General features: G+C 70.0%; 27 protein-coding genes. 21 read left to right on the forward strand and 6 right to left on the reverse strand.

Annotation, left to right across the window (positions count from 1 at the left end; genetic code table 11):
• Positions 1-41: 41 nt before the first annotated feature.
• From OG747_RS40775 to OG747_RS40790, 4 genes are all read right to left on the reverse strand, one after another.
• The gene (locus OG747_RS40775; protein ID WP_405884370.1) at positions 42-1,418 is read right to left on the reverse strand and encodes an ATP-binding protein; all 1,377 of its coding nucleotides are present in this window, start codon (positions 1,416-1,418) and stop codon (positions 42-44) included.
• Between the two features lie 36 nt (positions 1,419-1,454).
• Positions 1,455-2,147 (reverse strand): hypothetical protein, encoded by a 693-nt coding sequence (locus OG747_RS40780; RefSeq protein WP_405884371.1) that lies wholly within the window; start codon positions 2,145-2,147, stop codon positions 1,455-1,457.
• Positions 2,147-2,461 carry a DUF6112 family protein gene (locus OG747_RS40785; protein ID WP_405884372.1) on the reverse strand — a complete coding sequence of 105 codons (315 nt, stop codon included), beginning with the start codon at positions 2,459-2,461 and terminating at the stop codon, positions 2,147-2,149. The genes OG747_RS40780 and OG747_RS40785 overlap by 1 nt, the downstream gene beginning before the upstream one ends.
• 138 nt (positions 2,462-2,599) lie before the next feature.
• Positions 2,600-3,727, reverse strand: coding sequence for a C40 family peptidase (locus OG747_RS40790; protein WP_405884373.1), 1,128 nt, complete (start codon positions 3,725-3,727; stop codon positions 2,600-2,602).
• Between the two features lie 514 nt (positions 3,728-4,241).
• On the opposite strand from OG747_RS40790, the gene OG747_RS40795 reads away from it, so the two are divergent.
• From OG747_RS40795 to OG747_RS40885, 19 genes are all read left to right on the forward strand, one after another.
• Positions 4,242-4,997 (forward strand): DNA-methyltransferase, encoded by a 756-nt coding sequence (locus OG747_RS40795; protein WP_405884374.1) that lies wholly within the window; start codon positions 4,242-4,244, stop codon positions 4,995-4,997.
• Positions 4,998-5,230: 233 nt separating this feature from the next.
• Positions 5,231-5,764 (forward strand): DUF4913 domain-containing protein, encoded by a 534-nt coding sequence (locus tag OG747_RS40800; protein ID WP_405885968.1) that lies wholly within the window; start codon positions 5,231-5,233, stop codon positions 5,762-5,764.
• Positions 5,761-6,246 (forward strand): hypothetical protein, encoded by a 486-nt coding sequence (locus tag OG747_RS40805; protein ID WP_405884375.1) that lies wholly within the window; start codon positions 5,761-5,763, stop codon positions 6,244-6,246. Before OG747_RS40800 ends, OG747_RS40805 begins: the two co-directional genes overlap by 4 nt.
• A gap of 18 nt (positions 6,247-6,264) precedes the next feature.
• The gene (locus OG747_RS40810; protein ID WP_405884376.1) at positions 6,265-6,960 is read left to right on the forward strand and encodes a hypothetical protein; all 696 of its coding nucleotides are present in this window, start codon (positions 6,265-6,267) and stop codon (positions 6,958-6,960) included.
• Between the two features lie 18 nt (positions 6,961-6,978).
• A complete protein-coding gene (locus OG747_RS40815) occupies positions 6,979-7,722 on the forward strand; it encodes a hypothetical protein (RefSeq protein WP_405884377.1) in 744 nt (247 codons plus the stop codon).
• 180 nt (positions 7,723-7,902) lie between these two features.
• Positions 7,903-8,223: an SH3 domain-containing protein gene (locus OG747_RS40820; protein ID WP_405884378.1), complete on the forward strand. Its 321-nt coding sequence runs from the start codon at positions 7,903-7,905 to the stop codon at positions 8,221-8,223.
• A 97-nt stretch (positions 8,224-8,320) separates the two neighbouring features.
• Positions 8,321-8,803, forward strand: coding sequence for a hypothetical protein (locus tag OG747_RS40825; protein ID WP_405884379.1), 483 nt, complete (start codon positions 8,321-8,323; stop codon positions 8,801-8,803).
• A complete protein-coding gene (locus OG747_RS40830) occupies positions 8,800-9,243 on the forward strand; it encodes a hypothetical protein (protein ID WP_405884380.1) in 444 nt (147 codons plus the stop codon). Before OG747_RS40825 ends, OG747_RS40830 begins: the two co-directional genes overlap by 4 nt.
• A gap of 10 nt (positions 9,244-9,253) precedes the next feature.
• Entirely contained in the window at positions 9,254-9,667 is a 414-nt protein-coding gene (locus OG747_RS40835; RefSeq protein WP_405884381.1) for a hypothetical protein, read from the forward strand.
• 42 nt (positions 9,668-9,709) lie between these two features.
• Positions 9,710-10,552, forward strand: coding sequence for a winged helix-turn-helix transcriptional regulator (locus OG747_RS40840; RefSeq protein ID WP_405884382.1), 843 nt, complete (start codon positions 9,710-9,712; stop codon positions 10,550-10,552).
• Positions 10,549-11,028, forward strand: coding sequence for a regulator (locus tag OG747_RS40845; protein WP_405884383.1), 480 nt, complete (start codon positions 10,549-10,551; stop codon positions 11,026-11,028). Before OG747_RS40840 ends, OG747_RS40845 begins: the two co-directional genes overlap by 4 nt.
• Positions 11,025-12,260 (forward strand): MFS transporter, encoded by a 1,236-nt coding sequence (locus tag OG747_RS40850; RefSeq protein ID WP_405884384.1) that lies wholly within the window; start codon positions 11,025-11,027, stop codon positions 12,258-12,260. Before OG747_RS40845 ends, OG747_RS40850 begins: the two co-directional genes overlap by 4 nt.
• Positions 12,261-12,292: 32 nt before the next feature.
• Positions 12,293-12,595, forward strand: a complete 303-nt coding sequence (locus OG747_RS40855) for a hypothetical protein (protein WP_405884385.1) — start codon at positions 12,293-12,295, stop codon at positions 12,593-12,595.
• Between the two features lie 54 nt (positions 12,596-12,649).
• The gene (locus tag OG747_RS40860; RefSeq protein WP_405884386.1) at positions 12,650-13,879 is read left to right on the forward strand and encodes an ATP-grasp domain-containing protein; all 1,230 of its coding nucleotides are present in this window, start codon (positions 12,650-12,652) and stop codon (positions 13,877-13,879) included.
• Positions 13,876-14,751, forward strand: a complete 876-nt coding sequence (locus OG747_RS40865; protein ID WP_405884387.1) for a DUF317 domain-containing protein — start codon at positions 13,876-13,878, stop codon at positions 14,749-14,751. Before OG747_RS40860 ends, OG747_RS40865 begins: the two co-directional genes overlap by 4 nt.
• Positions 14,752-14,780: 29 nt before the next feature.
• Entirely contained in the window at positions 14,781-15,269 is a 489-nt protein-coding gene (locus tag OG747_RS40870; protein ID WP_405884388.1) for a hypothetical protein, read from the forward strand.
• A 52-nt stretch (positions 15,270-15,321) separates the two neighbouring features.
• Entirely contained in the window at positions 15,322-16,110 is a 789-nt protein-coding gene (locus OG747_RS40875) for a DUF317 domain-containing protein (RefSeq protein WP_405884389.1), read from the forward strand.
• A gap of 37 nt (positions 16,111-16,147) precedes the next feature.
• Complete coding sequence (locus tag OG747_RS40880) at positions 16,148-17,170, forward strand: collagen binding domain-containing protein (RefSeq protein WP_405884390.1); 1,023 nt, start codon at positions 16,148-16,150, stop codon at positions 17,168-17,170.
• Between the two features lie 104 nt (positions 17,171-17,274).
• Positions 17,275-18,006: a hypothetical protein gene (locus OG747_RS40885; protein WP_405884391.1), complete on the forward strand. Its 732-nt coding sequence runs from the start codon at positions 17,275-17,277 to the stop codon at positions 18,004-18,006.
• Positions 18,007-18,375: 369 nt separating this feature from the next.
• Here OG747_RS40885 and OG747_RS40890 read toward each other — a convergent pair whose 3' ends face one another.
• Positions 18,376-18,879, reverse strand: a complete 504-nt coding sequence (locus tag OG747_RS40890) for a DUF6233 domain-containing protein (RefSeq protein ID WP_405884392.1) — start codon at positions 18,877-18,879, stop codon at positions 18,376-18,378.
• Positions 18,880-19,207: 328 nt separating this feature from the next.
• On the reverse strand, positions 19,208-20,731 hold the full coding sequence (locus OG747_RS40895; RefSeq protein ID WP_405884393.1) for a gamma-glutamyltransferase: 1,524 nt from the start codon (positions 20,729-20,731) through the stop codon (positions 19,208-19,210).
• Positions 20,732-21,027: 296 nt separating this feature from the next.
• On the opposite strand from OG747_RS40895, the gene OG747_RS40900 reads away from it, so the two are divergent.
• A protein-coding gene (locus tag OG747_RS40900; RefSeq protein ID WP_405884394.1) for an IS5 family transposase occupies positions 21,028-21,902 on the forward strand; the annotation gives its coding sequence in 2 pieces (ribosomal slippage) (positions 21,028-21,385 and positions 21,385-21,902; 876 coding nt in all).
• Positions 21,903-21,944: 42 nt separating this feature from the next.
• Positions 21,945-22,841 (forward strand): aminoglycoside phosphotransferase family protein, encoded by an 897-nt coding sequence (locus OG747_RS40905; protein WP_405884395.1) that lies wholly within the window; start codon positions 21,945-21,947, stop codon positions 22,839-22,841.
• The last annotated feature ends 288 nt before the right edge of the window (positions 22,842-23,129 follow it).

Raw genomic sequence — 23,129 nt, forward strand, 5'->3', positions numbered from 1 at the left:
AGGGAGCGTGCACGTCCCGCCCCCGGGAGTCGGTCAGGGAATCAGAGGCCGGTCGGAGGCGGCGGCGGGGATCCGCTCGCCCCGCTGGAACCGGCGCTCTGCGTACCGGAGGACGGCGGTGCGCCCTGCGGCGGCGGGGTCGTGGTCGGCGGGGTGGACTGCCATCCGCCGCTCTGCCCTGACGCGGCATTCGGGCCGGATGCGCCTGGACCCGGGCTGCCGCCCACCTGACCGCTGGTGTCGTCGGACACGTTCGTCGGCGCAGGCTGAACGGCCTTCTCCAGGCCGGACTTGACCGCGTCGCCGCCGGGCGAGGCACCCGTTCCGCCGCTCTGCGAGCCTTCCTTGCCTTCGCCGCCTCCGCCGGTCGGATTGGCGGCGATGTCGCCAGGGAATCCCCCGCCGCCGTCGGGGCCCTGCGGTGCGGCGCCCGCTCCAGCAGCGGCGCCACCGGTTCCGGCGGTGGCCGCAGCTGCGGCGGCCTTGCGTGCGGCCTTCTCGGCATGAGCCTTCGCGATCTGCGCACCGGCGCCGCCAGCACGGTGGATCGACTCCCCGTCGGTGCCGTCGGCTGCCCAGTGCACGAACTTGAAGACCGCGTACGGGCACAGCAGCACCAGGATCATGATCACGATGCCGGACATGACGTCGGCCAGCGCGGCGATGCCGTCCTTGGCCTCGGTCTTGCCCATGGCGGCGATGCCGAGCACGAAAATCACGGTCATCAGCAGCTTCGAGACCACCAGGGTGGCGGTGGCTTCGATCCAGCCCTTGCGCCAGCGCCGGGCGACCTCCCAGCCGCCGCCGGCGGAGGCGAAGACGGCGAGGGTGACCATGACGAGGATGCCGACCTTGCGGACCATCATCACGCACCAGTAGAGGAAGGCGCCGATTGCGGCGCCGAGCCCGGCGACGACTGGCACGAGCCAGCCCAGGCCGGCGAGCCCGCCGATTTGGTTGACCTTCACGATGCGTCGTACGGCTGACTCGATGTTCAGGTGCGCGGTCTTGAACAGGCCGTCGCTGACGGCGTCGACGACTTCGACGGCGACCGTGGTGAAGGCGATGGCGCAGAAGGCGAACAGGACGCCGCTCATGGTGCCGGTGAACGCTTGTGTCAACGCCTGTCCGTCGCGCCGAATGGCGGCCCTGACCAGCTGTGCGCAGAATGTGGCGACCAGCAGGACCAAGCCCAGTGGCAGCAACATCTCGTAGTTGTCGACGAACCATGTCGCGTTGAGGTCGACCTTCGTGGTGGTGTTGACGGCTTCGGCGGCCAGATCGGCTGCGGCGGCGGCCAGTTCACCGGCGGACTTGGCCATCCAGTCACCGATGGCCTTGCCGGGATCCGAGGCGAAGTCGACCGCGTCGCCGACGGCGCACAGCTTGTCCGCCAAGGGGAAATCACAGAAACCCACGAGGAGTTACTCCTCCTTTCTTGTCTTAGGCGCGGGTCACTGCGTGACGCTCGGAGCGATGGCGGCCAGGGTGCAGTCGTGGTTCGGGCGGCACTGGACGGCGAGGGTCACTGCCCGTTCCTCGGTCCCGCCGCCGCCCTTCTTCCAGGCGATCTGCTGCTTGCCGTTGACGGTGACGACGTAGATGTACGCCTCGGTGATCGCGGACGGGTCCTCGGCCAGCGCCTGCTTGAAGGCGCCGGGGTAGTGGCCTTCGGTGACGTGGGCGGTGGCGTGCTGGTCCTGGTCGGCCATGCGCGACCACAGCACCGGGTCGGGTACCTGGCTGGAGACCGATGCCCAGTCGGCGTACTTGGTCTCGGTGGTCATCCAGGCGCGCATGCCGGCGAGCTGCTGGTCACGGCTGGTGTCACGGGTGTCGTAGGACCACAGCATCTGGGCCGCTGCCGTGGCGTAGGCGACCGGCTCGGCAATCTGCGGCGGCTTGGGCACCGACCCGGATCCGGAGGACGGCTTCGGTGCGGCTTCGGAGGAGGAAGGGCTGCCGGTCGGGGCGGGCGTCGCAGTATCCGGAGCCTGGTGGCCGTTCCCGCCTCCGGTCAGCAGGGCGACGACACCGGCGATGGCGAGCAGGACGGCGACGGAGGCGGCGACGATCGCGATGCGACGGTTGGCCGACCACCCCGTGCCGTACGAGGACAGGGAGAGGGAAGGGGATCGTTTCCGCATCAGTGGACCTGCGAGCCCAGGCCGGAGAAGAAGGCCACGATGCCGTTCGCGGCACCCAGACCGAGGGCGGCTCCGGCGGCGACGATCGCGCCTTTCTTCCCGTTGGCCTCGGCCTGGTGGCCACCGGTGTGGTGGCCCCAGGCCCATACGCCGAGCGAGACGGCGAGGGCGCCGACGACGGCGATGATCCCGAACAGGTTGATGCTGTTGACGACGTTCTTCAGCACGCTCAAACCGGGCAACCCACCGCCCTTGGGCGAGATTCCTGGGTCGTAGGCGAGCTGGATGACGCGGTCTGCGAGGGGGACGGACATAGGGGTGGTGGGGCTCCTTGCATACGCGGGCCCAGCGAGGGCCGGCGGGGAAGGTGAAAGCGGAGGGGGAGGTGCGCGAAGGGCGCGGAAGTGGCCGCGGGGCAGGGCCGCGCGAGGCGATGCCGGGCGGCTGCGGCGTCAGAGGACGCGGCGGGCGGCGAGGATCGTCCAGTCCTTGATCGGGGTGATCCGGACCGGCTTGGTGGTGCGCGGCGCCTCGATGACGAGGCCCTCGCCCATGTACATGCCGACGTGCTCGGGTCGTGCGGCGCTGCCGCGGCTGAAGATCAGGTCACCGGGCCTGAGTTCCGACGGCGAGACCGCCTTGCCCTCGTTGACTTGCGTGTACGTGGTGCGCGTGAGCGTGACGCCGGCGTGCGCGTACGCCTGCTGCATCAGGCTGGAGCAGTCGCAGCGGCCCAGGGGGTCGGGACCGTGCGCGTTCGTGCAGGATCCGCCCCACTGGTAGAGCGTGCCGAGCTGCTGCATCGCCCAGGTGAGGGCCTTGCGCGCCTTCGGGTCGGCGTCCTTGGGGATCGCGTAGCCCTTCGGCACGCTCCCCTCGGGGATGCGACCGAACCCGGAACCGTCCTGGCCCGGCGTACAGCCAGTTGTGGCCGACGGCTTCTTGTCCTGGCCGGTGTTCTTGCCGTCCGCGTTACCGCCGTCGGGGAAGGTCTTGGCGATGGCGGTCTGCAGTGCGGTGGCCAATTGCTCCCACTGCGCGTAGGCGTCCGGCAGGCCGGACTTCTGCACGGCCTGGGCGGCCTGGGTGACGGTCATCTGCTGCCACCCGCTCACCTTGAGCAGGTGCTTGTAGAACTGCTCGCTCGCGTAGGTGGGGTCGCGGATCTGCTCGGCGCTGCCCCAGCCCTGGGAAGGGCGCTGCTGGAACAGGCCGAGGGAGTCGCGGTCGCCGTAGTTCAAGTTGCGCAGTCGGCTCTCCTGCATCGCCGTGGCGAGCGCGATGATCTGCCCCTTCTTGGGAACATCGAGGGAGAGGCCGGTGGCCACGATGGTCTGGGCGTTGGGGACCTGCTCGGCGGGCAGGTCCAGGCCCTCGACGTGCACGTCCTTGGCGGATGCGCCGTCGAGGATCTTGGTGACCTGTTCGGCGACCTTGTCGCTGTCGATGTCGGTCAGGCAGCTGGTGAAGGAGCCGCTGCTCTGCACGGCGTCGGCCGAGGAGGCCAGCATCATGCCGGTACCGGCGATCAGGATCGGGGAGAGGAAGACGACGCCGATGCCGGCGGCGAGCCCCTTCAATCCGAGCGGACCGCTCGCCGGTCAGCGGTTTCGGGCATGGGTGGGTAGCGCGACGTCATGAACGTGTCCTTGGGGGTGCGGTGTCCGGCGTGCCGCGTGCGCGAGGCGTCTCGGAAGGGCGCGGCAGCCGGGGTGGGCGATCAGGGGCGGGCCGGTGCGGGGGAGTTGCCGCTCGCTCCGCGTGGCCGGGCCGTGAGCTAGGCGTGCCGGGGCAGGGGGTACCTCCGTGAGGTGTGGCAGGGAAGTAGCCAGCGGCGGTGTGCGCCGGGCGGTTCAAAAACAGTAGGCCCGGATCGGCGGTTGACCAAAAAGTCGGCGTGAGGTGCCGGAAACCGATACCTCGGCAGGGCGCTTCTTGGTCGTCGGCGGTTTCGCCTCTACAGTTTTTGGACTCCCCCTCGCCTTCCTCGGTCTGCGGCCCTGGGCTTCTGCATGCCCACTTCCGGCCCGCGAGGACTCCTGCGCGAGGTGGCTATTTCCCTCCGCGTTTCCGCACCCGAATCGGGGTTCCTCTTTGCCTTTTTCCCTGCACCAGGGCGATGCCCTGGCCGTTCTCTCCGGCCTTCCGGACGGCTCCGTTGACTCCGTCATCACCGATCCGCCGTACAACAGCGGAGGCCGGACCGCGAAGGAGCGCACTACCCGCTCCGCGAAGCAGAAGTACACCTCCGCCGACGCCAAGAACGACCTCGCCGACTTCACCGGCGAGAACATGGACGGACGCAGTTACGCGTTCTGGCTGACGCAGATCATGACCGAAGCCCACCGCCTGACCAAGACCGGTGGGACCGCTTTGCTTTTCACCGACTGGCGCCAGCTCCCGACCACGACGGACGCGATCCAGGCGGCCGGATGGCTGTGGCGCGGTGTCCTGGCCTGGCACAAGCCGCAGGCCAGGCCCCAGAAGGGCCGTTTCACCCAGAACTGTGAATTCATCGTCTGGGCCAGCAAGGGGCCGATCGACGGCTCCCGCAACCCCGTCTATCTGCCGGGCATGTACTCGGCATCGCAGCCCAGCGGTAAGGCGAGGCAGCACATCACGCAGAAGCCGGTCGAGGTGATGCGCGAGTTGGTCAAGATCAGCCCCGAGGGCGGCACAGTTCTCGATTTCTGCGCCGGCTCCGGCTCCACGGGCGTGGCCGCTTTGCTGGAGGGCCGGGACTTCATCGGCGTGGAGAAGACCGAGCACTACGCGTCGATCGCGGCCGACCGGCTCACCGAGACGATCCGCGCAACCCTCACCCAGGACGACGTGGTTCTCACCTTCTGATCCCTGTCCCTGCCTGCCCCCACGCGCAGCCGTCGGCGCAATACCGCCGGAACACCGTCCAATCCGCCGGCGGCGCCGCGCGAGGGCCCCCGCATTTCCTTCATTCCGCGTCTCGTAGGAGGCCGAACTTCTCAATGCCCGAATCCGAAAAGCCAGTTGACGATGGAGAGTTGGAGCCGATTCGTCTTCCGGATCAGCACCTGGAGGGAATCGAAGCGAGCGTGCGACGGCTCATGGAGCAGTCGGCGCAACAGGCTCAGCAGATCGACCACCTCGCGTCCGCCCCGACACCGGGCGGGTCACCGTTCGCCGCGTTCGGCATGCCGGGACTCGGCGGCCCGCCTGCCGCCGCTCCACCGGAGCCCCGTCCGATCCTGGAACTGGACGGCGAGGAGCGCGAGGACGAACTCGACGCCTTGTCCGACTGGGTCGACGACTTCTTCCTCCCGGTCTACGGGGCGGAGGTCACCACCGCGGCGCCCTGGTGCTTGCAGTGGCAGGAGCACGACGACGTCGTGGCCTGGCTTCATGCTCTGTGGCTCGCCTACCAACAGCACAAGGATCCCGAGTCCGGGCTCTCCGGCCTGTTTGTGTGGCACCGGGACTTCCTCACTCACGCTGTCGCGGCGATCCGCGCTCCAGGTGGACCGCTGTCAGCCTGCATGACCTCTCCTGACCGTCCCGCGCACCGTCTTCTGCCCGGCCCGCCGCCGTCCGTACGTACAGAGTCGGCAGCCACGCCGGAAGCCGCCGAGCCGGCATCATGACCGCGGGACAGGGACAGCCCGCTTTCGGACTGAGCTTCGACCCCCGCGCGCTCACCGACCTCCTCCAGGCCCCCAGCGACATACGCGACCTCACCCTCGCCTACCTGCAAGAAGTCGTGAACGCACAGCGCTTTGGACTGCGCCTCGACGGCGACCTGGAAGGCTTCAGGAAGCTGTTCGTGGACTCCCGCAAGGACTGGCGCGTCGTCTACGGCGTCCGCCCGGCGCCAGCGGGATCCGCCCACCACAAGGAGATCCACGTCGTCGCGGTCCGGCCGCGCGCGGGCAACGACGTCTACGACGAGGTCGGCCGCCGCCTGGGGATGACCCGCCGGCCGCTGAGCGCCCGCACCCACGCGGCACGCTCCCGTTCCCCGCAGCTGGCCACCCGCGCGCCTGTGCCCCGGCCCGGTCCGCCGCCTACCGCGACGCCGGGTCTGCCCCGTCCCGCACCCAACCCTGCGCACCATCCCACCCGCTGAACGCACGGAGCGTCGCCTATGCCCCCTGAACCCGCGCCGACCACCCGGCGCGTGGTCTCCCCGCTCGACCATCGCCTCGAGGCCGCCACCGGGCACGACATCGACACTCTGTGGGCCTTCCGCGACCGCGGCGTCCTCGACGAGCAGCACGCCCTGCTGGTCGACCGGCACCGGGAACTGGCCAAGACTCAGGCCGGCGTCATCTTCTACCTGCGCCTCCTCAACCGCCTTTCCAGCGGCGAGTTCGACGTCGACGGCGCCCTGTTCACACGTATCGACCGCACCGTGGACCAGCTGGAAGAGGCTGCCGACGCGCGGGACGCCGCCGCCCGGGCGGTGCTCGCCGTCCTCGAACCCATCGAAGCCGCAGCAGCGTTCAGCGCGCCCGACGCACAGCAGCTCTCGACGGACGACCAGGCAGCGCTGCTCGCCATTGCCGGCGGCGCCAAGCTCTACGAACACCTTCTGACCGGCCGGATGTCCGTCACAGCCGCCTCCGGCACCCGCATCTCCCACGCCAAGCTACGGCGGCTGGAGGACGCCGGCCTGGTTGCCCGGGACACCGGCCACCCCGTACACGCCGGCCAGCCGGTCGCGCTCACCGACGCTGGACGAGCCGCACTGTTCGCCGCCCGCCGGACCCCAACGACACAGACGCCGAAGGTCCCAGCGCGCCCCGGCACATCGCCGTCAACTTCGGTGCAGCGGCGCTGAACTCCATCGAAAGGCCCCTTGTTGTCTCCCACCGAACCGGAGCCGGTCCGGAAGCCCATCCCCCAAGTTGACTTCGAGTTGGACGACCTCGATGCCGATGAGGAGAAGTACCTCGACTTCTACCGCAAGGTCGCCGTCCACGAGGACATGCTCGTCCCCCTCGCCCAACACCACGACGGGCCGCATAGCTACTACGTCCTGTTCGACCGCACCGCGACCTGGGGACACCCCGGCATGCCCCAGGTGCTCGCCGTGCATCTGCAGCGGGACTACGAGAAGCAGACGTTCAGCTTCGAGCAGGCCCCGCTGCCGCTGCCCGCGATGGCGCAGTCGTGGCTCATCCACCGCGGCTGTCCGACCGACGCCATCGGCCTCGACCCCGAGCTGGGCCCGCCGGCGGCGGACGACGCCACGCGAGCGCTGGAACGACGCCTCGCCGGCGACGGCGACCACTACGCCATGGGCTACTCCTATACCAGCGACAACCCGGAGGACATGGTCGTCGTCGTGGCCCTGCGCGCCTTGGACGAGCGCGCCCCGTCGCCGTTTCGCGTCGTGGTCGAAGAGGTCGACGCCGAGACGTGGACACACACCCTGCGCGAGGGCGGCTTCGACACGGTGGGCGAGGCTCTGCAGTGGTGCGACGACCGCCTCACTGGCGAGGCTGGCCCCCTCCCGCCGGTCCGCCCAGCAGCCGCCACCAGCCGGCTGGCCGGCGTGGCGAAGGCCCCTGCCGCGCGCCCGCCTGGCCGTTCGCGCTGAGCGCTCAGCCCGACGCGGGCGGCGCAACATAGCCGACGATCGCCGGTTAGCCAAACCGGCGATTCTCCGGACTCTTATACAGCCGCCGGGACAACCCCGCGGCGCCCTTCCGCACATTCCCCACACCTTCACGGAGGTTTCTTCCGCATGCGCTCCACCCGAATTGCCATAACCGCAGCGATGCTCGGCGCAGTTGCGCTGCCGGTGCTGTCCGCCACCACCGCCAGTGCGGCGACCGTACCCACCGCAGCAACCGCCGTTCCTGCGGTCAGCTGCCAGGACCTCCCGCCGCTGCCGTACGCGGTGCACGCCAAGGCGGTGACCATCCGGTCCAAGGCCAGCTCGAAGTCCACGGCGCTCGGCGTGCTCTACAAGAGCCACAAGTTCAGCGTCTCCAAGAAGAGCGGCAACTGGGTCTACATCACGGACAAGACGACCGGCGTCAAGGGCTGGGTCTCCGGCACGTACGTCTACCGCGACGTCCGTATGTGTCTCGACTGACCGGAATTCAGCACGCCCCGGTAAGCAGCTGAGCCGCCGAGTACGGCCGCCTCTCACATTCCCCTAGGCATCGGCCTTTCAGAACAGGAGACCTCTTTTGTCCGACGGCATATCCGATGAGTCTGAGGATGTCGTGGGCGTGCTCACCGAACGGATCGAAGCGCGCTTCGAGATGGGCATGGACCAGTTGAAGGCTGCGGTCGCCGCGGTGCCGACCGCGAATTCTGACGCCACCGACGTCGTCAAGTGGCACGGCCTTCTCGTCGAGGCCCAGTCCGTGCTGGAGCGCGCGGAGGACGACCTCCTCGCCGCACTGCAAAGCCAGCCCAGTGAGGTCGACGACCCGACGATGGGTCTCGCACACCGGGTGAACGCGGCCGTCACCGCCCGCGACGGCCGGGCGATGGTCGTGCGATGGCTCCTCGACCCAGACGCTCCGGGGAAGAAGGACCTCGCCGCAGAGCGCCTCGCCCGTCTTCGACCTCGAACCGGGCCGGCGGTGCAGACCAGCGCCCCCCACCGGCCTGCTGGTACAGCCGCCCCGGCGACGGCGTGGCGGTCGACAAGGGCCGCTCGATGAGCCGGGACAAGGCCAGCACCATGGACGCGGACCTGCAGAAGGTCTTCGGGAGCCCGGTGGCCGAGCTGTACGAGGCGACTGTCGGCCACGATGCCGCGCCCGCGCTCGCCCGGGCCCTGGAACTGCGGTCCTTCCTGGCACTGACCGAGGAACAGGTCGCCCGCGTCCGCGACCGCGTTCACGCCGACATGGATCCGGACCGCGACATGGGCGAACTGTCGGCGGACCAGCTCCGCTTCGACGCGCAGTGGCTGGACGCGGCACTGGAGGCCCGCGACGGCTACCGCGCCGCCCTCGGCGAGCTGCTGCGCACCATGCCCCCACCGGCCCAGCATGCCCGGCCCGTCCGCACGGCTCAGCTCAGGGCCACCGCAACCCTGCCCCCGTCCGCCGCCCCGGCACCTCCGCGTGCCGGGGCGGCCCGGGCCCGCCGACCGTGAAAGCCACCGATTGCCCCACCTCACGTCCACCGACATAGCCGGACGGATCGAGGACCTGTACGGCGCACCGCTCGCCGACCTCGAAGCCCGCGCCCAGGACCAGCCGCCCGGCATGCTCTCCGCCCTGCTCGGTATGCACGACGACCTCGCCCTCGCCGAGCGCAGCATCGCCTTCCACCGCGACCACCTCGCCCGGCTCGTCCACCCCGAGCGGCAGCTCGGCCCGCACGAGGTCTCCCACCTCCTCGACGGTGCACGCCGCCTCGCCGAAGCCGTCGCCGTCCGCGAGGTCCAGGCCAAATCGGTCGCCGCCGTCCTGCAGAGCCTGGCCCGCGTCTCGGCCCCGACGCCGACCCCGCCGGCTCCTTCGCCGCCAGCTCCTGCTCCGCCTCTTGTGGCGCCAAGTCCTGCGCACAGCCGCTGACCCGCAGGCGATCCCCCCTTCATTTACCCAGGAGTTCCTCCCTTGGCCATCACCGCTCTGCCCCCTGACACCGGCGCCGACATCGCCCGGGTCACCGAGGCCCTCGCCATGATCACCCCGCGCTGGAACGTGAGGATCCTCCTGGCGCTCTCCGGCCCGCCGCTGCGCTACAGCGAGCTGGCGGCCAAGGTGTCCTGGCTGCAGAACGGCCAGCTTCACCCCAAGCTCAAGGCACTGTGCGACGCCGGCCTCGTCGAACGCACCGAGCACACCGCGCGGCACGTGACCTACGGCCACACCGAACGCGGCGTCGCCTTGCTGCCGGTCCTGCCGATGATCGTCACCTGGGCCGAGGAGCACCTGGAGAAGGCGGACCGCCCGCTGCCCGCCATCGAGCAGATCGAGGACAGCCTCACCTTGCTCACTCGGCGCCATGCCGCCGCCATCCTGTGGGTGCTCAAGTCCCGCCAGGAAGTCAGCGGCCGGGCGCTGGCCCGAATCGTGATGCCCAGCAGTGACTGGACAAACATCTACCCGCCGCTGCGGCAGCTCGTCGCCGACGGCCTGGTCGATTCCGACGGCATGGGGCAGCCCTACCGGCTGTCCGAGGCCGGCGACGGCCTGGGCCCTGTGCTCGGCACCCTGTCCGCCTGGTCCGCCGGGCAGCCCCTCGACCAGGCCGCCCAGCACCCGGTCTGGGGGCACCCCCAGGCGAAGCCCGAGCCGAAGCCGTGGATCAGCAGCCAGTCGAGGCCGGCCCCCACGGCACTCCCAACCGCTCGGACAGCCCACCCCTCTCCGGCCTGGCACAACGGAGACCTCTTCTCGCACGCCACGACCGCCCGCCCGAAGGCAGCCATCCCGGCGGGAGGTCCGCGCCGATGAACACCCCCTTCACCTCTGCCGAAGCGCAGCGTGCTGTCGAAGTGCTCGCCTCACGGCCCCTGGTCCGCCTAATCACCGAGATCGACGACAACGGCGCCATACCGCCGCGACGGCTGGCCAGCACCCTGCCCGACCTCTCCACGCATCAACTGCGCAGCGCCTCCGACACGGCCCGCGCCCACGGTCTCGTTCGGATCGCCCCCGGTGCTGGTCTGGAACTGACCGCGGCAGGGATGGAGTTGGCGGATCTGTACGACGCGATGGCTCGCTGGGCCCGGCGTCATGCAGTCCCGGCCCCCGTCTGCGAGTTCAGCGGCCGTATCCGGTGCGTCCTTGACCTGCTTGTGCCGTCGCTCACCACCGAGCGCGCCGACGGTGCGGAGGCGGCCCTGGCGCGTCTCCGCACGCTCCTGATCCAGTGGCTGGCCGACAACCTCCAGGTGGCCAGGGTGTCCGAGCCTGAGCCGGTCGCGTGAACGTAGCGGTCACCCCCCGGCACGCACGCCACACCGGCGGGCTGATGCGCAGCATCTATCTGCCGCGCACGGCGGACGCGTTGGCGTTCGCGATGTCCACCTACGGCATCCCGCTGCTCGTCCTGGCCACGACGCGCTCCGCCGCGCTGACAGGCACCGCGTTCGCCCTGGAGTGGATCCCGCGTCTGGCTGCGTTCGGGTGGGCCGGATCGATGGTCGACCGGCGCGGTGCCGCTGTGGTCTTCCACCTTGCCTCCCTGGGCCGGGCGCTGGCCCTCGCCGCCGGCGCGGTCCTGCTTCACTTCCACCCGTCCGGCACCATGGCGAGCGCGACCGTGATGGTGCTGGCGGCGACGACCGGCGTGCTCACCGAGTTCAGCTATATCGCGGCCGAGACCGCGGGCGCCACCGCCGGACGCCGAGCAGGACGGCGGGCCCACCGCGTCCAGGCCGTCCTGCTCGGCATCGACCAGACGGCGACCCTGGCCGGTCCGGCGCTCGCCGGAGTGATCCTGCTTACCGGGCCGCCGTCGATGCTCGCGGTGATCACCGTGCTCTCGCTGCTTGCCGCGCTGCTCGCCCTGCGCACCCCACCCTCGCCCGTGGCACCGGCCCCTGCACCGAAGCGGCAGTCCGGCGCCGGACTGCTCACCGGATGGCGCACCATCCGCTCGCTGCCCGCGCTCGGCTGGCTCGTGACCGGGCTGACCCTGTCCAACCTGGCCACCGGCCTTCTCCAAGCGGCCGGCCCCGTGATCGTCGTCCAGCACTTCGGGCAGTCCACCACCGCAGTCGGCCTCGTCTGGTCCGCCGCTGCCGCAGCGACGCTCCTCAGCGTCACGCTCTGCCGCTTCGCCCTCGACCGCCTCGGCCTGTGGCCGGTCGGCGCCGCCTGCGCCGCCCTCGCCTCGCTCGGATGTCTCGCCGCCGCCCAGGCCCCCGACTACCGGTCCTACCTGGTCCTGGTCGCGGTCCTCATGGCGGGCGACGGCGGCATGACGGTCGTCCTGCGCACCCTGCGCTCCCGCCTGATCCCACCGGAGAAGTTCGGCAGCACCCTGTCGGCGACCATCCTCATCCTCCTGCTGCCCTTCCCCGTCGCCGGCGTACTCACCGCACTCACCCCGCCCGACGCACTGGGCCACGTCATCACCGCCTGCGCCGCCCTGCAAGCCCTTGGTCTGTTCTACGCCTTCGCCCGCCTGCGCACCGATCCCGCCCTGCGCACCTGAACCCGCTGCACGCCCAGCCTGTGGAGACCTTCATGTCCATCGCCGCTCTCGGGTCGCACCGCGCGACCGGTCGCACCATCACCGAGCAGTTCCACGCCTTCGACGCCCACAACCCGCACGTCTACAGGGCCCTGGAACGCATGGCCGCTCGCCGCCTGGCCGCCGGCGCCACCCGGGTCAGCTCGAAGGACCTGTTCGAGGACCTGCGCCGCCAGCTCCCCCACGGAGTCGCCGGGCTGAACAACAACTACACCGCCCTCTACGCCCGCCGCCTGATCGACGAACACCCGCACTGGGCTGCGGCGTTCGAGCTGCGTCGCCGCCGTGCCGCCTGAGACACCCCCTTTCCTCTTCTCACCCTGCCGTCCACCGATACGGAGAACCTCTTCTTGTCCGCTCGTCCCCTCGTACTCGTCGTTTCTCCCGGTGACGAGACCTATCGCGGCTACTGCCTGGAGCAAGTGGCCGCCGCGTACGACGTCGTCCTGCTCACCGGCACCGAGCCGTCGTGGGAAAAGCCGTTCATCGTCGACCACGCCGTGGTCGATCTGAGCGACCCCGCGGCACTGTTCGCCGGAGGCCGAGCCCTGGCCGAGCGCCACGACCTTGCCGGCGTGGTCACCTGGGACGAGTGGCACCTCGTCCCCACCGCCCGTCTCGCCCGCGCGCTCGGTCTGTCCTCGCCGTCCGTCGAGGTGATGCGGGCCTGCCGCAACAAGGCCACGGCCCGCACCCTGTTCGCCCGTCATGGCGTGCCCTCGGCCGCCTCGATGAGGGCGCGGACACTGCTGGAGGCCGGCCTGGCGACGATGACTCTCGGCCTGCCAGCAGTCATCAAGCCAGCGGCGTTCGCCGGCAGCATCGGCGTGATCCGCGTTGATCAGCCCGAAGAACTGCCCGCCGCGTTCGCGTTCGCTTCGGCCGGAGCGAGCCGCAGCCGCGAGGACACCGGCGTCCTGGTCGAGGAGTACCTCCATGGGCCGGAGTTCTCGGTCGAATGCGTCACCCACCGCGGCGAGACCACCGCGGTCGCCGTGACTCGCAAGCACCTCGGGCCCGCACCGTACTTCGACGAGACCGGGCACACCGTCGATGCCGCCGACCCGCTCCTGGCCCAGGTCGCCCCGGCCGCCGCTGCTGCGGTCAAGGCCCTGGGGATCACCGACGGCGTGCAGCACGTCGAGCTGCGTCTCGTGGACGGCAGGCCCCGGCTGATCGAGGTCAACGCGCGTATCGGCGGCGACATGATCGGCCACCTCGTCCGCCTCGCCACAGGCATCGACCTGCCCAGGGCCGCCGCCGACCTTGCCTGCGGCCGAGCGCCGGACCTCACCCGGACTCGCAGCGGGGCCGCGGGCATCCGCATGCTCTACCCGGACGCCTCCGGCACCCTCACCGCCCGGCACATCAACCAGCCCTTCGCCGCCCACACCCCCTGGCTGCGCCAGGTGCAGTGGATCCGCGAGATCGGCGACCAGCTCGTTCTGCCGCCCGACGGCGACCTGTTCACCGCCCGGGCCGGGTTCTACATCGTCACCGGCCGCACCACCGCCGAGGTCACCGAACGCCTCGACCTCGCCGCCGACGAGATCACCGTCTCCACGAGGGCGGACCGATGAACCCACAGTCCGATCCGCACCACGACATCGACGGCGACGTCTACGTCTCCCCGCGCCACCTCGCCTCCACCACCGGAACCGGCGACCCCGCCCTCGCCCCGCTGCTCGACCTCGGCTGGGACCTGCGGTACGACGAGGACTCCAACGTGTACGTGAGCGCTCCCGACCGGCGCGTACGCCTGGGCTACCTGCCCGAAGGCGAGGACGACGGACTCTGGCGCATCAACGCCTACAAGGACTCCTTCGGACCGCCCGCGTGGGGCGTCTGCTTCAACGACCGCGTCCCCACCGAGTTCGTGACCGCGTTCACCACGGTCCTGGCCACGGCGTACGAGCAGGGACCGGACGCCTACCTCGCCCGGCCGGTCTCCGGGACCGACGAGCACGACCCCTTCCTCGCCGTCGTCCCCCTCCTGAAACAGGGCTGGGAGATCGACCGCCCGCGCTGGGGCGTCTTCGCCGTCCAGGCCCCGGACGGGCACGCCGGCATGGAGTTCACCACCGGCGACCTCGATCCGGAAGCCGAGCTGACCACGCGGGACGCCCGCTGGCAGCTGTGGGCGGGCAAGTCCATCGACCGGCCCGTCTGGTACGCCACGGCCAGCACCGACACCCCGGTCGCCCTGCTCACCGCCGTCACCGAGTGCGTCGCCGATCCGGCGCCCCTGCCCCGGTGGCGCGAGGTGACCTCCAGCTACATCAAGGGGATGGCCCAGCTCACCCCGATCCTCCCGCCCGGCCCGCCGGCTCCCACTCCGCTCGACGTGCAGCGGGCCGTCTCCTCCCGCCGTCCGGCTGCGCTACCCGCGGCCAGCGTCCCGCGCTGGAGCACCACCACCAGCCGACCGGCCCTGCCCGGCCCGCGCCGGTAGCACGCGCCTGACCCGACCGGAGATCATCCTTGTCCCTGCAAGCCCCTGAGTTCTTCGCCGAACTCCGCCTCCCCTTTCACGACAGCACCGTCGTGGGCAACACCTACCTCGCCGCGCCGACTCCAGGCGCGCACCTTCGGCTCCGAATCGACTTCACCCGCACCATCCACGCGGACACTTACGGCGGTCTGCGCCTCGCGGTCGTCCACCCGGACCGCGGCGAGATTGATGCGGTCACCCTCAGCTTCCTGGACCACGGCACCTTCCACCGCCGCGACGTGGCTAGCAACAGGCCCCTGAACAACTCCACTCACGGCACCTTCAACAAGTACCACCGCGCCGGTCAACCACCGTGGGAGGGAGCTGAGTTCACCGGGCTCCGTGACGCCATTGAGCAATACACCGCTGTCTGGTTCCCGGGAGCATGGGCGGCGTCTTCGCCGGGCCGTGCTGCCAACAGGAGCACGCCAACGGCTCCCGCCCCGCCGACCGCGCGCGGCGGCGCTCGCACTCGCTGAGCCGAGCCCTTCCCACCCGGCAGCCCGTCCTTCCTCCGCAGGAGCCCCGCCCGTGCTCACCCACTCCCTTGAGAATCTCGACCCGGCCCAGAGTGTGCAGGTCCTGCCTCGCCACCTCGCCGGTCCCGGCGCCGTCGACCCCCGCGTCGTGTGGGCCTTCCCCTTCGAGGAGGGCTGGCCGTTCGCCCAGACCGAAGCAGGCACGGCCGCCGCATTCAGCCCGTGCCTACGCCTGCAGACCACCTTGGACCCCCAGCCCGACAAGCCCGGCAAGGGCACGTGGACCATCAACGCCCACCGGGCCCCGTTCACCCCGCCCGCCTGGCGGATCACCTTCGACGCCACCACCCCCGCCGAAATGCTGCACGACGTCCACAGCGAGCTGCTCGACCTCTATCTCGAAGACAGGTACAGCGACCAGGACCGGCTGTTCCAGGACGAGACGGCACCATACGAGGCGTACGCGCCGCTGCTCACCCGCGCCTGGAGCCATGCCGTCAAGACTGACGGCACCCAGACCTTCCTCACTCCGGAGGGACTCGGCGGTGTACGCCACCGCTACGCCACCGGCGGTTCCAGCGAGCTGGCCTGGCGGGCTTGGGGTGGGTATCCCAGTGAGCCGCACTGGACGGCGCGCTTCTCGTTCGGTACGCCCACCACGCTCGTCGCGGCCTTCACCGCCTCGCTCATCTCCACCGAACCACTGCGGCGCACTGTCCAGGACGTCCCCACCCAGACCCGCCGCGCCCTCTACGTCGCCACTCCGACAGGCAAGCAACCGAACAGCAACCCACCCGTCGCCCCGCCACCTCCCGCCCCGGCCTCTGGCCACACCCGATGACCTCCCTCGTCCCCTGCCCCAAGGAGTCCTCTTCCTCGTGCACGCACGATTCGTTCGATCCGCTGCTGCTGTCGCCGTCGCGGCGGTCGGCACCCTGACCTGGGCGCCGGTCGCCAGCGCCGAGCCCTCCGAACCGGCCCCCTTGGCCTCCGCCGCTCCCGCCGAGACCCCGGCCCCGGACGCAGGCAGCGTCGAGATCACCACGAAGGACACGGCCGGAGACGCCCTGCCCGGCGCCGCGTTCCTGCTGCTCGACTCCACCGGCCAGGAAGCCGGACGGGGTCAGAGCGACGCCCAGGGGAAGCTGACCTTCCCCGACCTCGCGCCGGGCATCTACCGGCTCAAGCAGACGGGGTCCGGCAGCCCGCTCCACGAGGTCGTTGCCGACCAGGACGTCATCGTCACCCCGGGCAACGCCACCCGGCTCACGATCACCGACCCGTTCAAGGCGGCCAAGGTCCTCCTGCAGGCCAAGGACGACAAGACCGGCAAGCTCCTGCCCGGCGCGACCGTGAACATCGGCACCGGCACCTCCACGCTGCTCACCCTGACCACCGGGTCCAAGGGCACGGCCGCCGGCGAACTGCCCGTGCCGAGCCGCAGCACGAAGTTCTGGGTCAAGGAGATGAAGGCCCCCGCCGGCTACGACCTCTACAAGTCGACGAAGACGTTCACCGCGGGCCCTGGAGCCCCGGTGACCGTGACCGTCACGAACGCCAAGACGGCCACCGAACCGCAGCCCGACCCCTCGGACAAGCCGACGCACAAGCCCACCCCCTCCCCGTCCAGCACTGGCAAGCCGAGCAGCGGCACCGGAGGCGCCACGCCCTCCGTCTCGGACAGCCACACGCCGGATGCCGACTCCTCGTCCGTGGCCGCGACCCTTGTCGGGGACTCCACGCCGAAGGCGCCGACGGGCTCCCTCGCCCACACCGGAGCCGACGCCACACCGTGGCTGATCGGCGGTGCCGGCGTGCTGATCGCAGCAGGCGGAGGCGCCCTTCTCCTGGCACGCCGCAACCACACGGACAGCCCCGCCGACGACTCCACCGAGAACTAACCCACACTCCACCTCTTCACGACTCCGAGCCCTCGGATTCCACCGCCTGGAATCCGAGGGCTCTGTCGTGCGCGCACGCACGCGGCTCTCGTTAGGCTGCCGCAGTGATCGACCCCTCCTCTCTCCCCGGCGATCCCTCCGAGCTGCGCCTGCGTATCTCCTATGACGACGAACTCTGGGACACCCCGCAGGCCGACACGCTGGAGCGCTGGAACGTGGCAGTCCTGCACCGCCGACGCACCCGCGCCGCGGAGCACGAACTGGTCGGCCCCAGCGGGGACATGGCCCGCGATGCCTCGCTCCGCACAGTCGAGGACGCCCCCGTCGGGTCCATGACCTTCTACCGGGTGCACCTCGACCGAGGCCGCAACGCCTTCTGGGCCATGGAGGAGGAGTCCGAGGAGCTGTACGAGACCGCCCAGGCCCTCCTTGATCCCGACACTGGCTCCTTCACCGACGAAGTCAGCGAACGTCTGGAGTACGTCGGCTCGGCGCTGCTCGTCATGGATCGCGTGACGCTGGATCTCCCGTGGCGCGGGCACGGCCTGGCGGCCGTACTCGCGTGTGAGGCGATCACCCGGCTCATGGCCGGCTGCCGGGCCGTCGCCTGCTCGCCCGGCATCACCGACCTCAGCAGCCAGCGTCTGACGGACAAGGCCGAGTGGGACCGTGTGAACGCCAGGATCGCCCAGGGGTGGGAGCGCCTGGGTTTCCGCCCCTACCGGGACAACATCTATCTCCTGTCGCCGGCCTCGCAGGACTTGGAGGAGCAGCGCGGTGTACTCCGCGGGCACCTTGCCGATCTTGGCGCCTCCTGGCGGCCCGACGCTTCATGACCGGCCTTGCCGGCGCGTGAGGCGAGCCCACCAGGAATGCCGCCACCCCCGGCGGCGAGCCGGTGTCTCCTCTTGGTCCGGCGGTGTCTTCGGAGGCGGTGCGATCCTGTCGGGCTCCAGATTGATTTTGTCCGGGTGCACGCAGGCCGGCACTCCCTCGTAGCGGGTGTAGCGGTGCCCGTCCGCCGGGTTGAAGGGGCATGCCCAGGAGGGCCTGCTGTAGACGACGAACTGCTCTCGTGGGTAACGGGTGGCCGGGCAGATTCCGCAGACCGGTCGCTGCGGATCTCCTCGGTCGGGATCGAGGTAGGGCGGGCCGGCGGGCTCCGGGATCTCCATAGCAGGCCGAGGGTAGCGGCCGTCGCTGCGCTATCCGTGCCCTTGGCCGAGTTCGAGCGCCGGGACCAGTACCGCGGCCGCGTCACAGTCGGTGCAGGCCCGAGCGCCGTCTCGCATCAGAGCGTCCACGGCTTCCTGCGTGCCCAGCTCCGTGCCGCCGCCCGAGGCGAGGCGGCATGCGGCGTCGTGCACGACCGTCCGCCCCCGGCGCTCGGGGGCGGGACGTACTACCCAGCCGGGGGCAGGCTGCGGTGGAGGGCCGGGCAGATGCCGGGTCGGCACGCCGGACAGGTCCACTCCTTCGATGGGTGTCAGCTGCTGGTCGGTCACCCAGACGGTGTACTCGGCCGCCTCGACCCCGTCCGGCCGCGCGATCCAGGAGGGGACGCCTACGAGGTAACGCCACGGACGGGGGCCAGCGACCTCCTGGCGGGCGTGGAGCCGGACCCGCACGGTTTGCCCGTCGGGCAGCGTCAGCGATATGGCGGCCGGAGTGGGTCCGGCCGCTCGCCGGTCACTGCGCGGGCCGCTCACCTACCGGGGCCCTGGTTCCAGCTCTCGGGCCGAGGAGCGCAGCGCTGCCCGTTGCCCCGGTGTCGGCCTGCTGCCAGTAGGGATGCCACCACACCTGCACCGACAACTCCAGCAAGCGGCAGCGGAGAGCTGTCGTCCGCTGCCGGTTGGCCGGATCGGCAAGGCTCCGGTAGGTCCGCTCCCACGCACACTGTGCGGCGACCAAGTCCTCAGGGATAGCAGAGCAACGCATACAAGCTATTGCATCACGTGTTCGATTTCGGGCGCATCCTTGCAGGTGAGCCGCTAGACCAGGTAGCCCCTCGCCATGATCGTCGTGCAGGGAGAGCTAGAGGCGTGCGGCGGGCAGGTCATACCGGCTGACGGCTACGTAGGTTTCCGGCGTCGCCGCTTCGAGGAGGCTCTCGTCGCCCTCCAGGTCGAGTGCCGGCTCTTGGGGATGATGGAGGAGGTCGCTCCAGTCGCTTGCTGCCCCTTGTTCGTAGGCGTCGCGCAGCAGGGGACGCAGCCGTGGGCGGGCTTCCTCCTGTTGTTCGCGGAAGATGCGCCGCTGGGTGAGGCGCTGTTCTTCCTGGGCTTCGTCGCTGAGTTCCAGGTCGGCGGGCTGTTGGTCCTCGGCGCGTAGTCCTGGGGTGCGCCGGGCGATGGCGAGGTCCTCCTCGTGGAGGCGCTCGCAGGCGGCGAACAGCTTTCGGGACATGCCGAGGTGGACCTCCGTGCCGGGGATACGGCAGCTCAGGAAGTCGTCGAGGCCCATGGCACGGATTCCGGCGCGCAAGGCGTGCTGTTCGGTGTCGGCCGCTGCTCCGCGGGCGTCGGCTCGCATGGCGAGAGTGAGGCTGTCGTCTTCCAGGGGGGTGGTCAGCCCCGAGCGCCGACGGCGGGAGGCGCGGTCGGCGGCAACCGGTACGGTGCGCAGCTGCGCCGCGGGAGCCGAGCGCAGTGCCAGGTAGGCCAGCATCTGGGCGCGGGCGGCGCCGATGAGTGCGTCGTCGCTGTCGCCGAGGCGGTCTTCCAGGTTTCCCGGGCCCGCCGCCTCGTCGTCGGTATCGGATCCGGCAGGGGCGAGCGGCGGCTGGCCGGGGTGGAGGACGTGGTCGATCGTGAGGAACAGGTCGTCGTCCGGCCTCACGGATGCTCCGACCAGGACGGTGCGGTGCCCGTACGCGCCGAGGACCTTGCTGCCGGCCGCGAGCTGCTCCCACCCCTCGCGGAGCTTCCTGAGCCCCACGTCGCCGCCCTTGGCCTCAATCAGCCAGTACAGCTGCTCCGTCTCGTGGTGTCCCCACAGGTCGGGCAGCTTCTTCTTCGGGTCCTTGAACGTATTGAGTAGGGCGGGGATGGGGCCGCCGAGTTCGAGGTGCTCGGTCTGGCCGAGGCCCAGCAGCGAGCGGCAGGCCCACTCGGTCATCGTCATGCCCAGCCGGTAGCCAGCGGCGACCTTGGCGCTGCGCTCGGTGCCGTGCGCGTAGACCGGGTTCCAGGTCAGGCGCCGGCCCTTTGCGCCGTCCACGGGGTGCCGGGGCGTCACGGGGTGCGCGCCGAGGTAGGCGTACAGCGGGGAGACTCGGGCGACGAGTTCCCCGTGGGCGTAGCGCGGCTGGTTCTGCAAGTGCGGGGTGACGTCGCGGCCGACTTCGGTGGCGGCCTTGATGATCTCCCGCCACGTGGTGGTCGGCGCGTACCAGCCGTCGGCGGCCGGGAATCCGTCCGATCCGGTCCACGCCTTGTGCTGGGCCGTCCGCCACTGCCGCCGGGGTTTCTTCGCGGGCCCGTTACGGAACAGGACCGGTATGTCGAAGCTGTCGGCGTAGGTCAACGGCGGCTCGTCGGGGACATGTGCGGGGATCATGCGGATCACTCTGGCACGGCCCCGGACCGCTCCCGGTGCCGGGTGCCGAGCCACCTGTGGGACCCCGGCGGGGTGCGCCGGTGTCCCATCTCAAATGATCTGGTCCGAAGCCGCCACTGTGACCTGGGGCGACCAGAACGGTTGAGACACCTGGGTGGGCGAAAATCTCGGTTGATCTGGACCCTGGCGTATGAATACTGGCTGTCGTCTCAGTTGATCTGGTCTGCTTCCGGCGTTTCGAATTGGACTAGGGCGTGTATCGAAAGTGGATCTTGGTCGTGAGATGATCTTGGTTTGTGGCACGTGGAGACCTGACAGACGAGCAATGGGGCGTGCTGGAGCCGCTGTTGCCGAAGGGCAAGAAGCCGGGTCGGCCGCCGGTGTGGACCCGGCGGCAGCTGATCGACGGCATACGGTTCCGGGTCCGTACCGGTATCCCATGGCGGGATGTGCCCGCCGAGTACGGGCCGTGGGGCCGGGCGTACGACCTGTTCCGCCGGTGGCAGCGGGACGGCACCTGGCAGCGCATCTTCACCCAGCTCCAGGCCCGGGCCGATACGCAGGACCTGATCACCTGGGACCTCAACATCGACTCCACCGTCTGCCGGGCCCACCAACACGCCGCCGGAGCGAGGAAAAGGGGGAGCTGCAGAAGGAGCCGCCCGGCGGCGTCGCCACCGAGCCCGACGACCACGGCCTCGGGCGCTCGCGCGGCGGCCTGACCACCAAGTTGCACCTGGCCGTCGAGCAGGGACAGAAGCCCATGTCCATCGTGATCACCGCCGGGCAGCGCGGAGACTCCCCGCAGTTCGAGGTCGTCCTGGGTCGCATCAGGGTGCCCCGACCGGGGCCGGGCAGACCGCGCACCCTTCCCAAGCGGGTGCGCGCCGATAAGGCGTACGCCTCCCGCAAGAACCGCGCCTACCTGCGCAGACGTGGCATCCGATGCACCATCCCGGACAAGGCCGACCAGGTCCGAAACCGTAAGAAACGCGGCTCGCGCGGTGGCCGTCCGCCGAAGTTCGACCCGGAGGACTACAAGGCTCGGCACGCGGTCGAGTGCGGTATCAATCGCCTCAAGAGGCACCGGGCCGTGGCCACGAGGTACGACAAACTCGCGGTCCGCTACGAGGCGACCGTCCTCATAGCGGCCATCAACGAGTGGCTGTGACCAGCACATTCGATACACGCCCTAGTGGAAGGGCCTGCGAGAATGACTATGCACGATGACCAGGTGGACCTGACCACCGACATCGTTGCGACCTTGATCCAAGAACAGTTCCCTCAGTGGAGCGGCAAGCCGATCCGCCCCCTGTCGTCGACCGGGACGGTCCACGCCATCTTCCGCATCGGGAACGACCTCTCCGCGCGTTTCCCACTGCGTCTAGTCGATGCTGCCGAGGCGCTGGCGGTTCTGGAACAGGAAGCCCAGGCGAGCGCGGAGTTGGCACAGGTGTCTCGGTTCCCCGCCCCGGAACCCGTCGCCTTGGGAAAGCCTGGAGCGGGTTATCCCATGCCGTGGTCGGTCCAGACATGGCTGCCGGGAACGGTCGCCTTTGATGCCGACCCGAGTGGGTCGAACGCTTTTGCCGAGGACCTTGCGGCCTTCATCGCAGCCCTGCGGGACGCCGAGACGCGGGGGCGGCTTTTCAGCGGCGAAAATCGTGGCGGCGTTCTCACCGACCACGACGATTGGATGGCGAAGTGCTTCGAGGAGAGTGAGGGGCTGCTCGACGTGCCCCGGCTGCGCGAGTTGTGGAGCCATTTTCGGGAGTTGCCCCGCACGGGTGCCGACGTGATGAGCCATGGTGACTTGATTCCCGGCAATGTACTGGTCGCGGGAGACCGGCTCAGCGGCGTACTCGACACCGGTGGCTTCGGCCCGGCCGACCCCGCGCTGGATCTGGTCAGTGCCTGGCACCTGGTGCAGTCAGGCCCGCGGGAAGTGCTCCGGCAGACCCTGGCCTGCGACGATCTGGAGTGGGAGCGCGGCAAGGCGTGGGCGTTCGAACAGGCGATGGGGGTTGTCTGGTACTACGTCGAGAGCAATCCGACGATGAGCAGCATGGGGCGTAGGACACTCGATCGCCTTCTGGAGTCGATGGAGTGATGTCGCCCCGGTCGTAGGCCGTGACAGAGACGATCGCTTGCCGCCCTCACCGACAGCAGCACCAACGGGAACAGATCATCTGAGACGACGAGCGAATCGGGCCAGATCATTTGAGACTGGGATCAGATCGGCTGAGACGGAACAGCCGGATGTTGGTATGACCCTCGTCCGAGGTGGTGCTTGGGCAGTTCTGTCCGTTGACATCGAACCCAGTCGTTTTGCCATCGAACCGAGCCCTGCCGACTCCGGCATGCTCCACCCGCAAATAGGCCGCGCCACCGTACCGGT

This window comes from Streptomyces sp. NBC_01384 (assembly GCF_045040035.1).
Classification (GTDB): Bacteria; Actinomycetota; Actinomycetes; order Streptomycetales; family Streptomycetaceae; genus Streptomyces.

What these genes read in the sequence shown, in the direction of transcription:
- OG747_RS40865 (WP_405884387.1), top strand. Translation starts at nt 13,876, where the DNA reads ATGAACCCACAGTCCGATCCGCACCACGACATCGACGGCGACGTCTAC.
- OG747_RS40805 (WP_405884375.1), top strand. Translation starts at nt 5,761, where the DNA reads ATGACCGCGGGACAGGGACAGCCCGCTTTCGGACTGAGCTTCGACCCC.
- OG747_RS40780 (WP_405884371.1), bottom strand. Translation starts at nt 2,147, where the DNA reads ATGCGGAAACGATCCCCTTCCCTCTCCCTGTCCTCGTACGGCACGGGG.
- OG747_RS40895 (WP_405884393.1), bottom strand. Translation starts at nt 20,731, where the DNA reads ATGATCCCCGCACATGTCCCCGACGAGCCGCCGTTGACCTACGCCGAC.
- OG747_RS40785 (WP_405884372.1), bottom strand. Translation starts at nt 2,461, where the DNA reads ATGTCCGTCCCCCTCGCAGACCGCGTCATCCAGCTCGCCTACGACCCA.
- OG747_RS40855 (WP_405884385.1), top strand. Translation starts at nt 12,293, where the DNA reads ATGTCCATCGCCGCTCTCGGGTCGCACCGCGCGACCGGTCGCACCATC.
- OG747_RS40905 (WP_405884395.1), top strand. Translation starts at nt 21,945, where the DNA reads ATGACTATGCACGATGACCAGGTGGACCTGACCACCGACATCGTTGCG.
- OG747_RS40810 (WP_405884376.1), top strand. Translation starts at nt 6,265, where the DNA reads ATGCCCCCTGAACCCGCGCCGACCACCCGGCGCGTGGTCTCCCCGCTC.
- OG747_RS40820 (WP_405884378.1), top strand. Translation starts at nt 7,903, where the DNA reads ATGCTCGGCGCAGTTGCGCTGCCGGTGCTGTCCGCCACCACCGCCAGT.
- OG747_RS40830 (WP_405884380.1), top strand. Translation starts at nt 8,800, where the DNA reads ATGAGCCGGGACAAGGCCAGCACCATGGACGCGGACCTGCAGAAGGTC.
- OG747_RS40845 (WP_405884383.1), top strand. Translation starts at nt 10,549, where the DNA reads ATGAACACCCCCTTCACCTCTGCCGAAGCGCAGCGTGCTGTCGAAGTG.
- OG747_RS40800 (WP_405885968.1), top strand. Translation starts at nt 5,231, where the DNA reads ATGGAGCAGTCGGCGCAACAGGCTCAGCAGATCGACCACCTCGCGTCC.